The sequence below is a fragment of the Pseudomonas glycinae genome, from assembly GCF_001594225.2.
GTDB lineage: Bacteria > Pseudomonadota > Gammaproteobacteria > Pseudomonadales > Pseudomonadaceae > Aquipseudomonas > Aquipseudomonas glycinae.
The window spans coordinates 1,471,462-1,483,766 of the sequence record NZ_CP014205.2 but is presented as its reverse complement, the minus strand read 5'-3'; the positions used below and the strand labels follow the sequence as shown (position 1 = coordinate 1,483,766).

At 60.2% G+C, this 12,305-nt stretch carries 10 protein-coding genes; 3 read left to right on the top strand and 7 right to left on the bottom strand.

Annotated features, from left to right (window positions below; genetic code table 11):
* Window positions 1-43: 43 nt before the first annotated feature.
* The 4 genes from AWU82_RS06690 to AWU82_RS06675 all read right to left on the bottom strand — a co-directional run bounded on the left by AWU82_RS06690 (window position 44) and on the right by AWU82_RS06675 (window position 5,628).
* The gene (locus AWU82_RS06690) at window positions 44-1,231 is read right to left on the bottom strand and encodes a pyridoxal phosphate-dependent aminotransferase (RefSeq protein WP_064381442.1); all 1,188 of its coding nucleotides are present in this window, start codon (window positions 1,229-1,231) and stop codon (window positions 44-46) included.
* 41 nt (window positions 1,232-1,272) lie between these two features.
* Window positions 1,273-2,898 (bottom strand): methyl-accepting chemotaxis protein, encoded by a 1,626-nt coding sequence (locus tag AWU82_RS06685; protein ID WP_064381440.1) that lies wholly within the window; start codon window positions 2,896-2,898, stop codon window positions 1,273-1,275.
* A gap of 223 nt (window positions 2,899-3,121) precedes the next feature.
* Window positions 3,122-4,261 (bottom strand): glycerate kinase, encoded by a 1,140-nt coding sequence (locus AWU82_RS06680; RefSeq protein ID WP_064381437.1) that lies wholly within the window; start codon window positions 4,259-4,261, stop codon window positions 3,122-3,124.
* Between the two features lie 245 nt (window positions 4,262-4,506).
* The gene (locus tag AWU82_RS06675) at window positions 4,507-5,628 is read right to left on the bottom strand and encodes a sugar diacid recognition domain-containing protein (RefSeq protein ID WP_064381435.1); all 1,122 of its coding nucleotides are present in this window, start codon (window positions 5,626-5,628) and stop codon (window positions 4,507-4,509) included.
* A 171-nt stretch (window positions 5,629-5,799) separates the two neighbouring features.
* Here AWU82_RS06675 and AWU82_RS06670 point away from each other — a divergent pair, with 171 nt between their 5' ends.
* Window positions 5,800-7,110, top strand: coding sequence for an MFS transporter (locus AWU82_RS06670; RefSeq protein ID WP_064381434.1), 1,311 nt, complete (start codon window positions 5,800-5,802; stop codon window positions 7,108-7,110).
* Window positions 7,111-7,301: 191 nt separating this feature from the next.
* Here the strand turns inward: AWU82_RS06670 and AWU82_RS06665 are convergent, their stop codons facing one another.
* The 3 genes from AWU82_RS06665 to AWU82_RS06655 all read right to left on the bottom strand — a co-directional run bounded on the left by AWU82_RS06665 (window position 7,302) and on the right by AWU82_RS06655 (window position 10,137).
* Entirely contained in the window at window positions 7,302-7,673 is a 372-nt protein-coding gene (locus AWU82_RS06665) for a DUF6124 family protein (protein WP_064381431.1), read from the bottom strand.
* Between the two features lie 1,364 nt (window positions 7,674-9,037).
* Window positions 9,038-9,403, bottom strand: coding sequence for a VOC family protein (locus AWU82_RS06660; RefSeq protein ID WP_064381429.1), 366 nt, complete (start codon window positions 9,401-9,403; stop codon window positions 9,038-9,040).
* Window positions 9,400-10,137: an SDR family oxidoreductase gene (locus tag AWU82_RS06655; RefSeq protein ID WP_064381428.1), complete on the bottom strand. Its 738-nt coding sequence runs from the start codon at window positions 10,135-10,137 to the stop codon at window positions 9,400-9,402. Before AWU82_RS06655 ends, AWU82_RS06660 begins: the two co-directional genes overlap by 4 nt.
* A gap of 66 nt (window positions 10,138-10,203) precedes the next feature.
* Here AWU82_RS06655 and AWU82_RS06650 point away from each other — a divergent pair, with 66 nt between their 5' ends.
* Together AWU82_RS06650 and AWU82_RS06645 are read left to right on the top strand one after the other, a co-directional pair.
* On the top strand, window positions 10,204-11,103 hold the full coding sequence (locus tag AWU82_RS06650) for a LysR family transcriptional regulator (RefSeq protein WP_064381426.1): 900 nt from the start codon (window positions 10,204-10,206) through the stop codon (window positions 11,101-11,103).
* 69 nt (window positions 11,104-11,172) lie between these two features.
* Window positions 11,173-12,186, top strand: a complete 1,014-nt coding sequence (locus AWU82_RS06645) for an aldo/keto reductase (RefSeq protein WP_064381423.1) — start codon at window positions 11,173-11,175, stop codon at window positions 12,184-12,186.
* The last annotated feature ends 119 nt before the right edge of the window (window positions 12,187-12,305 follow it).

Below are 12,305 nucleotides of genomic sequence, written 5' to 3'. Positions count from 1 at the left end.
AACGATCAGGAGTAAACCCTCAGGGAACGATCAGCGTAAGCGGTCAGGCACTGCGCACTTGCAGAAGCTGCGCAGCACAAAGAGCAATCCTTGAACACGCATCCGCCAGCCGCACCCGGTCCACCACCAACCCGATGCGAATATGCCCCGCCGCACTCGGCCCGAACGCCTCACCGGCCAGCACAGAAACCCCATACCCCTCCAGTAATTGCTCGGCAAAGTCCTGCGCTCCGATCCCGGTCTGACGCACATCGACCATCACGAACATCCCGCCATCCGGTTTGATCGGGTACAACCCCGGACAGCCGCGCAAGCGCTCGCACACCAGATCCCGACGCAAGCGGTATTCCTCGCGCATCTGCGTCACTTCCGGCAGATCTTTCTCCAGCGCTATCTGCGCCGCTTTCTGCACAAAGTCCGGCAGACCGAACAGCATGCTCAACGACAGGTTCACCAGATGTTCGGCCAACGGTTTCGGCCCGATCATCCAGCCGATGCGCCAACCGGTCATGGCGTGGGATTTGGACAGGCTGTTGATCGTCGCGGTGCGCTCGGCCATGCCCGGCAGGCTCGCCGGGCTGATGTGCTCGCCTTCGTATAACAATTCGCTGTAGACCTCGTCGCTGATCAGCCACAGGTCATGACGGACGCACAGGGCCGCCAGCTCCTGCCAGATCAACAGCGACAGACTCGCACCGGAAGGATTGTTGGGACTGTTGAGCAACATGGCCCGCGTCCTCGGAGTGATCCGCGCTGCGACATCCACCGGGTCAACGCGAAAACCGTTCTCAGGGCGAACCGGCACCGGCACCACGGTCGCGCCGCAAGCGCCAAACACGCCTTCGTAGGTGACATACATGGGTTCGGCGACGATCACCTCATCACCCGGATCCAGCAGACATTGCGCCACCGAATACACCGCGCATTGCGCGCCGGGCAGCACGATCACATGCCCGGCATCCACGTCCTGACCGCTGCTGCGCCGATGGCGCTCGGCGATCAGCGTGCGCAGCTCCAGCCGGCCGCGCACGTCGGAATAATGGGTATCACCCGCCAGCAGGCTGTCGATGGCGCCGTGGATGATCGGCAGCGGCGTATCGAAATCCGGATCACCCACCGACAGCAGCAACACATCGACGCCTTCGGCGCGCAGCTCCAGCGCTCGGTCGTGAATCCGCCAGGCTGCTGCTCCCTCCCCGGCGATTCGTTGGGTCAAGGCTGAATAGCGCATGTACGTCTCCTGATTGCGCGGTCTCCAGCCTTCACCCTAGGTCAAATCACAAAGCGCGCCACCATCGCATTCAAATCCACCGCCAGGCGCGACAGTTCGTGGGTCGCGGCGCTGGTCTGGTTGGCCCCGGCGGCCGATTGGGTGGCCAGGTCGCGAATGTTGACCAGGTTGCGGTCGACCTCGCGGGACACCTGCGCCTGCTCTTCCGAGGCGCTGGCGATCACCAGGTTGCGCTCGTTGATCTGGTGAATCGATTGAGTGATCTGCTCCAGCGCGACGCCGGCGGCGCGAGCCATTTCCAGAGTGGTCTGGGTGCGCTGGTTGCTTTGCTGCATCGACTCGACTGCTTCACCGGTGCCGTTCTGAATGCCGGCGACCATTTTTTCGATCTCCTGGGTCGATTGCGCGGTGCGATGGGCCAAGGCGCGAACTTCATCCGCTACCACGGCGAAACCGCGTCCCGCTTCACCGGCACGGGCCGCTTCGATGGCGGCGTTGAGCGCCAGCAGGTTGGTCTGTTCGGCGATGGCGCGGATCACGTCCAGCACCTTGCCGATGTCGCGCCCCTGAGCGGCCAGGCCTTCGATCATTTGCGCGGTGTTTTGCACGTCGTGGGTCATGGTCTGGATCGCGTCGACGGTTTTCACCACCTGATCGCGACCTTCACGGGCGGCGTGGGTCGACTGGTTCGAGGCTTCGGAAGTCGAAACCGCGTTGCGCGCAACCTCTTCCACCGCTGCGGTCATTTCGTTGACGGCGGTGGCGGCCTGTTCGATTTCGTCGTTCTGCTGTTGCAGGCCACGGGAGGCCTCTTCGGTCACGGCGCTGAGCTCTTCGGCGGCGGCGCCCAGTTGCGTGGCGGAGCCGGCAATCTGCTCGATGGTCTTGCGCAGGTTGGTCTGCATCGCCGCCAGCGCTTCAAGCAGGCGCGCCGGTTCGTCCTTGCCGTCGATTTCGATGGCTTTGGTCAGGTTGCCGCCAGCGATGGTTTGCGCGGCAGCGACGGCGCGGTTCAGCGGGGTGACGATGCTGCGGGTCAGCAGCCAGGCCAGCAATACGGTCAACAACGCGGCAATTACAGACACGGCGATGATGCCGGTAATGGCACTGTTGTAATACTCACCCGCCTGAGTGGAAGCGGTCTTCGCGTCGGCGGCGTTGATCGCGATCAGCTTGTTGAGTTGTTCGCCCATCTTGTCGGTGCCGTCCTTGATCTTCGTATTGATCAGGGCGCGCATCTCGTCGAGTTTGTCCTGGCGCGACAGCTCCATCATCTGGTTTTGCGCCTGCACGTAGTTGTCGAGGGTCGTCGAAAACTCCTGATATAACGCGCGCTCCTGCGGACCGGCCGGCAATGCCGCGTAACTGGCCTGAGCAGTGCGCACCTTGTCCACCAGCACACCGATGCGGGTCTGGGCTTCCTGCAAACCGGCCGGGTCGCGGTTGACCAAAATGCGGAACGAGAGAATCCGCAGGCGCAGCACGTTCTCCGTAACCACCGCGAGTTGGGTGACGCTTGGCAACTGCGTAGAGTCCATTTCCAGGGAAGCCTGACGGATGATCGACATGCGGTTGACGGCGAACACGCCGAGCACAATCACCAGCAAGGCAATAAAGGCAAAACCGAGGAAGGCACGGGGCGCGATATTCAGATTACGCAAGGACATAGGAGGACTCTCGGATGATTGAAACTACGAGCGTCCATGCCGTGATCACTGGCCCTTGGAGTGGGCGTCAGTCCGGCGTCACTGTTTTGGAAAATCTTGTGTGCGCCTGATTTCTGTATCGGCCAGGCTTGAGGAAATTTGCAGGGAAAGATGAAATATTTTTCAAAGTGTTGCGGGTGTTTCAGCGGTGAAACACCCGTTGTTTTACATGATGAGCGACAGGTCAGGCCGGAGTCGCAATGCGCCAGACGCGGGCAATATCGGTGGCACGTTCGCGCAACAGACGCGGTGCTTCGGCGCAGGCCTGTTCGAGGGTCATCGGGCCGCTGGTGACGGCGAATGCAGCGTCGATGCCGTGATCGTAGAGCGCTTGATAGCCCTCGCCGAGGGTGCCGGCAATGACGATCACCGGTACGCCGTGTTGCTTGGCGATCCGTGCGACGCCAAACGGGGTTTTGCCGCGCAGGGTCTGGGCATCGAAGCGCCCTTCTCCAGTAATCACCAGATCTGCGTCCTTTACTGCGTCGGCCAGTCCGACCAGCTCGGCGACCACTTCGACACCGGCCTGGAATCGCGCACCGAGAAACGCCTTGGCCGCAAAGCCCAATCCACCGGCAGCACCGCTGCCCGGCTCGTCCCGAACATCCTTGCCCAGCACTTGCGCGCAGAGTTCGGCGAAGTGGCCGAGGGCCTGATCCAGTTGCTGCACTTGCGCCGGGGATGCACCCTTCTGCGGGCCGAAAATCGCCGAGGCGCCGTGGGGGCCGCACAGCGGATTGTTGACGTCGGCGGCGATGTCGAACCGGACGTGCGCCAGTCGCGGGTCGAGTTCGCTCAGGTCCAGTCGTGCGAGTTGCGCCAGCGCCAATCCGCCCGGCACCAATGATTGCCCTTGAGTATCCAGCAACTTCACCCCCAACGCCTGGATCGCGCCGGCGCCGCCGTCATTGGTGGCGCTGCCGCCGATGGCCAGAATCACCCGTTGTGCGCCAGCATCCAGCGCCGCGCGGATCAGTTCACCGGTGCCGAACGTGCTACTTATGCATGCGTCACGCTGCCCCGGCGGCACCAATTGCAATCCACTGGCTTCGGCCATTTCGATGATTGCGGTGCGGTTGTGCGGCAACCAGCCCCACGCGGCTTCGACCGCTGCGCCCAACGGTCCACGCACGCGGGTGCGGCGCAGTTCGCCTTCGCACGCGGCGAGAATCGACTCCACCGTGCCTTCGCCACCGTCGGCCATCGGGCATTTGACCAGCGTCGCCTGCGGCCAGACCTGCGCCAGGCCCAGCGCAATGGCTTCTGCAACGCCTTGAGCACTCAGGCTGTCCTTGAACGAATCGGGGGCGATGACGATTTTCATGCGATTTCTCCAGTTCCAATGCCCCTCATGCTGCCAGTCGCCTTGCCCGTTGACGCCTGTCCGCTGCACAAGTTGGATTGGCGTTTATTGTTCATTTTCACAAAGGCTCTGGAATGGATGGTGAATGTCCCGGCCCTATCGCTGGCAAGCCAGCTCCCACAGGTTTTTGCATCGTTCACATATTTTGTGCACGCCCGGATACTTGTGGGAGCTGGCTTGCCAGCGATAGGGCCCTCACGAACACCTCATGCAGTCGATTCAGTCTGTGGCAGCAATTGCACCCCGAGATACAGCGCCAGCATGCCATCGAGTTTCAGAGGATCGACCCCACTCAACTCGGCAATCCGCTCCATCCGGTAACGCAGACTGTTGCGGTGAATCCCCAAGGCATCGGCACAGGCCTGGCTCTGCCCGTCGTGATCGCACCAACTGCGCAGGGTCGCGAGCAACTGGCCGTTGCTGTCCTTGGCGATGACCTTGCGTAACGGTTTGAGCAATTCATCCAGCGCATCGTCGTTGCGATGGCGCCAGAGCATCACCGGCAAGCGATAGCGATTGAGGGTCAGCAACCGTGAGCGCGGCAGCACTTCGCGGCCATAGGCGAGCAAGTCGCCGACCCGCCGATAGCAACGGCGCAGCCCGACCAGCCCATCGGCCTGTCCGCCGACTGCAATGCGCAGGATGTTCCAGCCCAGGCCATCGAGTTTTTCCAGCAGTCGATCATGCTCGACGTTCTGACTCGCCGGCCGGCACCACAGCAGTGACGACTTGGCCGAACTCACGCACCAACTGTCCGGATAACGCGACATCAGCCAGGCACTCAGCGCCTCGACGGTTTGCCCCGGCCCGTGTTCCAGACCCAGTTCGAACAGATACGGCACTCGTGTCAGTTGCGGCTTGAGCCCGAGTTGCTGGGCCTCGTCGATCAGCCTTGGCGAATCCCCCGCCTCGCTCAGCAGCAAGGCCAGCAAATCATCGCAACGTTGCCGCCGCCATTGCTGTTCGGATTGCTGATTGCGCTGGCCGACCAGCATTTCGGCGGTCATGCGCACCAGTTCGGCGTAAGTGCGCAGCTGCTCCGGTTCGCCGGTAATGCCAAGGACGCCGATCAAGCGCTGATCGAGCAACAGCGGCAGATTGATCCCAGGTTGCACGCCTTTGAGATGCACCGCCGTCTGCGCATCGATCTCCACCACCCGTCCGTTTGCCAAAACAAGCTGCGCGCCTTCGTGGCGGGTGTTGATCCGCTCCGGCTCGCCGCTGCCGAGGATCAAGCCCTGGCTGTCCATGACGTTGACGTTGTACGGCAAAATGGCCATGGCCCGGTCGACGATGTCCTGGGCGAGGTCGTGATCGAGTTCGAACATAAGGGCTGAAATCCTTGAAAACAGGCGCGGACGGTTGTTCACCCGCACAGGGTCTGGCAGCAAACCCTGTGCTCAGGCACAAAGACAATCCGGCCAAAGGTGGCCGAGACTCTCAGGGCGATCAACGTTACCCTTTGCATCGCAAAAAATCATAATAAAGAGAGAGCCGCCATGTCGCAGAGCGCTGCTGCCGCCCAGACCATCGTTGACGATAAAAATGCCGTCTACAAACGCATCACCCTGCGTTTGATCCCCTTCATCTTCATCTGCTACCTGTTCAACTACCTCGACCGGGTCAACGTTGGATTTGCCAAACTGCAGATGCTCGATGCGCTGAAATTCAGCGAAACCGTGTACGGCCTCGGTGCCGGTATCTTCTTCATCGGCTACGTGCTGTGCGGCGTACCGAGCAACCTGGCGCTGACCAAGTTCGGCCCACGGCGCTGGATTGCGCTAATGATGATCACCTGGGGCACGCTGTCGACCTGCCTGCTTTTCGTCACCACGCCAACCCAGTTCTACACCCTGCGCCTGTTCACTGGCGCCGCCGAAGCCGGGTTCTTCCCGGGTGTTGTGCTCTATCTCTCGCAATGGTTCCCGACCTTCCGCCGTGGCCGGATCATGGCGCTGTTCATGTCGGCGATTCCGGTGTCGGGCCTGCTCGGCAGCCCGTTTTCCGGCTGGATCCTCAATCACTTCGCCGCCGGCCAGGGTGGTCTGGCCGGCTGGCAGTGGATGTTCCTGCTGCAAGGCATTCCAACCGTGGTGCTGGGCGCACTCGCCTACTTCCTGCTCAGCGACAACTTCGCCAACGCCAAATGGCTGACCCCGCATGAGCGTGCGGTGCTGGAAGCGGATCAGGCCGAAGACCTGGCGAACAAACCGAAAACCACCTCCGATTCGCTGATCGCCGTGTTCAAGAACCCGGCGATCTGGGCCTTCGGCCTGATCTACTTCTGCATCCAGAGCGGCGTGTACGCGATCAACTTCTGGCTGCCGTCGATCATCAAGAACCTCGGTTTCAGCGACAACCTGGTAATTGGCTGGTTGAGTGCGATTCCGTATCTGCTGGCGGCGGTATTCATGCTGGTGGTGGGTCGTTCGGCAGACTTGCGTAAAGAACGCCGCTGGCATTTGGTGGTGCCGATGTTGATGGGCGCTGTCGGCCTGCTGATCGCCGTGAACTTCGCGGCAAATCCGGCGATTGCGATTCTCGGTCTGACCATTGCGACCATGGGTGCGCTGACCGGTCTGCCGATGTTCTGGCCGGTGCCGACTGCCATGTTGAGCGCGGGTGCTGCGGCGGGTGGGCTGGCGTTGATCAACTCCATGGGACAGATGGCCGGGTTCCTCAGCCCTTACCTCGTGGGTTGGGTGAAGGACAGCACCGGGTCGACCGACGCGGCGCTTTATCTGCTGGCGGGTGTGATTGTTGGCGGGAGTTTGCTGGCGTTGCGGATGACGCGAACGTTGCGGGCTTAAGCATTAGTCGAAATACAGAAACGGCCCATTACGGGCCGTTTTTCATTTAGATCGTTCCCACGCTCCGCGTGGGAATGCCTCAAGGGACGCTCCGCGTTCCAGCTCTGGAAGGGACGCGGAGCGTCCCGGGCTGCATTCCCACGCGGACGGTTCGACGCCTCGACGTGGGAACGATCAGGCTAAGGATCTGGCTACAGCGGTGTTTCTGTCTTCAACTCCAGATTATCCAGCGCCCGATTCACCGCCAGTTCCCCCAGCATGATCAGTTGCGCGATCCCCAGCAGCACATGCCGATGCGAGCCGTCCACCAGCCCGGCGAAGTCGGTTGCCATGATTTTGGCCGAGGTCAGGGTTTCGCAGGCGTCGGCCAGCAATTCTTCGCTGTCGATGCCGGGGGCGATGAGGTAGCGGGTGTTGGGTTTGAGCAACGGTTTTCTGGGGAGCAGCGGATTGAGGTAGTGGTCGAGGGCGCGTTCGGCGGCTTCGTGGAATTTCTTGGAGTCGAGGGTTTCGTAGGGGGACGTTGAATCGGCTTCGGGTGGGTTGGGTGTTGGTTTGATCACGTTTGAATCTCCAAATCAGAAAAATGGAGCCATCAAACTTCGCTACCAAACGAAGAGGTGGTGGCCATGCACGGGTTGGTAGACCGGTGACTTGGAGAACCGGCGCGCTCGAAAACGCCCCACGCATGGCCACCATAAAAGCACGGACGGATAAGCGTCCGAATACGGTGAATTGCGCAACAAGTCAGATCCGGGCTACCAAACCCGATCGCTGTTTTTCAGCGACGGGATAACGATAAAACCCGGCCCATAAGCGCACAAGCCGGCGGATTCTGGCGCAGTCGTAGGCAACGGCGCAAGGTTGTGTAGCCTGAGGTGCGTGTCTGAACGTGTCCCTTAAACACCAGACTTAAACGCACAAAAGATTCCGAAAAATAAATCCGCCACCGAGCAGCCCATGACGAAAATGCTCCGTTTCTTTAATACGGGAGCATTTTTGGATACATCGGTCAGATTGCCTGGCTTTCACATACCCCACAAAGGCAGGCTTCTTGTTTCTACTGATCAACTTTCAAAATAACTGGACTTCACCAGCATCTTTAATTACGACCTTGCCGTGCTGTCCGGCTCAGTCCCCGCTCTGGCTTTTTGCCTTAATTAAAAATACGTAATGTTTAACGGTGCCGAAACGATGACTAGCGAAGTTGGAGAAGTCGCATATGTGATAACTATGTCATAGATCCCTAGTGGGACCTGATTACTGGTTAGCGCGCCCCAGAGCCCCGACCACCTGTATATACCGTTCTGATCATTGAATATAGCTGACAACAATTTTTGATCTAGTATCTCACTGTGAAGAGTCCAGGACTGGTTCTGGGTCGTATTTGACAAATATATAGTGAGCGTTTGCCCATTCCTTGCAAAAACCGGAAGAGCGTGCTGAACAACACGATTCGAGGTGTCGAGTATCGGTGCCGAGGCGGCTTTTGGCACCCCGGGCGGAAACATGGGAGCGGCAGGGCCAAGAGCCGTTGCAAGGGCATTTGGCAGGGGCGCCGGAAGTTGTGCCGGTGGCTGATTCTGTTTGACAGGCATGATTTATTCCTTTTGACGTAGATCGATTCAGGCTGGCTGTTTTACTCAGTGAAGTAAATTTTGCACGTTTGATATCAGGTGAAATACTGATCGCAATAACACTTGGCACTTGAATAAAGTTTGGTATGTCGCGAAGAAAATTTCTACTGTCAGTTCTGACAGTCTCCACGTGCATTTTGGAATAACCAACACTCATTTATAGCCAAGTGCGCTGATCGAACTGAAAAGTTCAAAAACCAAAGGACAATATGCTGGATGTGAAAAGTACCGCAGCCAAAAAATTATGGCTTGATTTCAGATCGCTCCCACGCAAAGCGTGGGAACGAGAGTCACAGAATGCTTGTTTTTACATCCAGTTCCAGCACCACCCCCCCCGGCATTTGCACAAAAATCTGCCAGATCCCATCCTCCGGCACCTGCCCCACCTGATACGGCAGTCCACTGCCCTGCACCCGCTTCAAAACCACCGCCGCGTCTTCATCCGTACGAAACGCAATATGACTCAACGCCGCCTCATCCAGCGCCGGCTGCTCAATCACATGCACCAACGCCTCCCCATCCTGGTACAACCACCGCCCGGGAAACGGAAACGGAGGCCGCCGCCCTGGCGTCAATCCCAGCAATACATTGAAGGCGTCCTGAATCGGTTGCCCGTCCGGCGCATTGAACGCCAGGTGATCGAAGTGCCAGGTCATAACAATCCACCTCCATCGACATCAATGATGCTGCCGCTGATGAAGCCGTTTTCCATGACCAGCATAAACGCGGCGGCCAGGTCCTGTGGCGTGCCGATCCGGCCTACCGGCAGCGCCGCCGAGGTACGGGCGAACATCGCGGTGCGTTGGATCTCATCCATGCCGGCGTACGCTTCAGTGTCGGTCACGCCGGGGCTGATCACGTTGACCCGGCGCGGCGCCAGCTCCTTGGCCAGTTGTTTGGCCAGAGCTTCCAGCGCGCCATTCAACGTGGTCTTGATGAATTGCCCCGCTACGAATTTGCGCGACAGCAAACCCGACGTCAGGGTGATGCTGGCCCGCTCGCTCAGGTACGGCAGTGCCGCTTGAATGGCGCGCAAGGTGCCCCAGAATTTCACGTCGAAGGCCTGCTGCGCCTGGAGCAGATCGCTGTCGGCCAGAGGCTTGGCGCTGACGCTCGGCCCGGCGGTGATCACCAGATGATCGAGGGCGCCAATGCGTTCGAACAGTTGACGCAGCGAAGCGTCATCGGTGACATCGGCAGTTTCGTGACGGACACCGTCATGGGTTTCGGACGTTTCAACACGGCGCCCGACCGAATAAACACGGGCGCCACGTTCCGCGGCGTTCGACGCGACGGCGGCGCCAATGCCGCTGCTGCCGCCGATGACCACAACAGTCTGGTTGTCGAGTGGTTTCAAGGGAGTTCTCCGGTGGGTTTGAGGAGATTGCATCTTCCCCGGTTGCCAATCGCAGAAAAATCCCGGTAAATCGGAAGGATCTTTAAAGGATTTTTACCAATGAGTTCGATTTTGGATCTTGAGATCTTCGTCCGTACCGCCGACTCCGGCAGCATTTCCGCCGCCGCCCGGGCGCTGGAGTTGACACCGGCCGCCGCCAGCATTGCGCTGAAACGCCTGGAAACCCGCCTCGGCATCCGCCTGTTCGCCCGCTCCACGCGCAGCATGCGTCTGACCGAAGAGGGCCGGCGCTATCTGGAAAGCGTGCGCCTGGCACTGGCCACATTGGCCGAGGGCGAACAGGCGCTGAAGCAACAGACCGAAGGCCTGAGCGGCGTGTTGCAACTGGCGGCGCCGTCGGACTTCGGGCGCAACGTGTTGCTGCCGTGGCTGGACGGTTTCAAGCGCGAGCACCCGCACATTCAACTGCAATTGCTGCTCAACGACCGGCATGCGGATCTGTTTCGCGAGACGGTGGATGTGGCGCTGCGCTTTGGCGTGCCGAGTGATTCGACGCTGGTGGCGTTGCCGATTCTGCCTGAGCATCGCCGCGTGGCCTGCGCCAGTCATGCGTATCTGGAACGCCACGGTACACCGCAAAATCCTGCCGAATTGAGCGAGCACAGCGCCCTGCTCTACCTGCGCAACGGCCGGCCCTATAACACCTGGCGCTTCCATCGCGAGGACGAAACGGTCGAGGTCGAAGTGCGCGGCGACTACCTCAGCGACGACGGCGAAGTCGCCCGCCGCTGGGCGCTTGCCGGGCACGGGATCGCCTACAAGGCCTGGCTCGACGTGGCCGAAGACGTGCGTGCCGGGCGGCTGCTGACGCTATTCGATGACTGGCTGGGCGAGAGCGTGCCGTTCAATCTGCTGTGCCCGCACCGGGTGCAGGTGTCGGAACGGGTCAAGGTGTTGCAGGCGTTTTTGCGCGAGCGTTGCGAGGCGTTGCGGCGATAAATTCACTTTGCCGCGCCGGGCGCTTCTGGTATTTGATGGAAGCTTTCCCACCGACAAAAGGATTTCGGCATGAGCTATCGCACACTGGGTCACTCGGGGTTGCAGGTGTCCACCCTCACTCTCGGCACGATGATGTTCGGCGAGCAGACCAGCGCAGAAGACTCGCTGCGCATCATCGACAAGGCCTGGGATCAGGGCATCAACTTCATCGACACCGCCGACGTCTATACCAACGGCCGCTCGGAAGAGATCGTCGGCGAAGCCATCGCCCGTCATCGGCATGAATGGGTGCTGGCGACCAAAATCGGTTTCGGCCCGGTGGATGGCGTGCCGAACCGCAGCGGCTTGAGCCGCAAGCACATCTTCAATGGTCTGGAGGCCAGCCTGACCCGGCTCGGCACCGACTACCTCGACATCTATTACCTGCACCGCGAAGACCACAACACCCCGCTGGAAGTGACGATCTCGGCGATTGGCGACCTGATTCGCCAGGGCAAGATCCGTTATTGGGGCCTGTCGAACTATCGCGGTTGGCGGATTGCCGAGGTGATCCGCGTGGCGGACAAACTCGGCGTCGATCGCCCGGTGATCAGCCAGCCGCTGTACAACATCGTCAACCGTCAGGCCGAAACCGAGCAGATCACCGCCGCTCAGACTTACGGCCTCGGCGTCGTGCCTTACAGCCCGCTGGCCCGTGGCGTGCTCAGCGGCAAGTACGCACCGGACGTGACCCCGGACGCCAATAGCCGCGCCGGACGGCAAGACAAGCGGATTCTGGAAACCGAGTGGCGGGTGGAATCGTTGCGCATTGCCCAGCAGATTCAGCAATACACCCAGGAGCGTGGGGTCGGGATTGTCGAGTTTGCGATTGCCTGGGTGTTGAACAACGGCGCAGTGACGTCGGCGATTGTCGGGCCGCGCACGGAAGAACAGTGGGATGCGTACACCAAGGCGCAGGCGGTGAAGATTACGGCCGAGGATGAGGCGTTTATCGACTCGCTGGTGACGCCGGGGCATGCGTCTACGCCGGGGTTTAATGATGTGAGCCATTTTGTGTCGGGGCGCAAACCGCATCAGGCTTAAGCACCTATGCTTCGACACAGGTTCCCGCTCTCACGGGACCTGTGTCGAATGTTGGAAATATTGATCACTCGGCCAATATTCACCACAAAAACCACGTATCCTGCGCGCCCCGTTTCACC

Coding starts and splice junctions, on each gene's coding strand:
- AWU82_RS06650 (WP_064381426.1), top strand. CDS start 10,204: ATGAGTTCGATTTTGGATCTTGAGATCTTCGTCCGTACCGCCGACTCC.
- AWU82_RS06680 (WP_064381437.1), bottom strand. CDS start 4,261: ATGAAAATCGTCATCGCCCCCGATTCGTTCAAGGACAGCCTGAGTGCT.
- AWU82_RS06660 (WP_064381429.1), bottom strand. CDS start 9,403: ATGACCTGGCACTTCGATCACCTGGCGTTCAATGCGCCGGACGGGCAA.
- AWU82_RS06690 (WP_064381442.1), bottom strand. CDS start 1,231: ATGCGCTATTCAGCCTTGACCCAACGAATCGCCGGGGAGGGAGCAGCA.
- AWU82_RS06685 (WP_064381440.1), bottom strand. CDS start 2,898: ATGTCCTTGCGTAATCTGAATATCGCGCCCCGTGCCTTCCTCGGTTTT.
- AWU82_RS06645 (WP_064381423.1), top strand. CDS start 11,173: ATGAGCTATCGCACACTGGGTCACTCGGGGTTGCAGGTGTCCACCCTC.
- AWU82_RS06670 (WP_064381434.1), top strand. CDS start 5,800: ATGTCGCAGAGCGCTGCTGCCGCCCAGACCATCGTTGACGATAAAAAT.
- AWU82_RS06675 (WP_064381435.1), bottom strand. CDS start 5,628: ATGTTCGAACTCGATCACGACCTCGCCCAGGACATCGTCGACCGGGCC.
- AWU82_RS06655 (WP_064381428.1), bottom strand. CDS start 10,137: ATGCAATCTCCTCAAACCCACCGGAGAACTCCCTTGAAACCACTCGAC.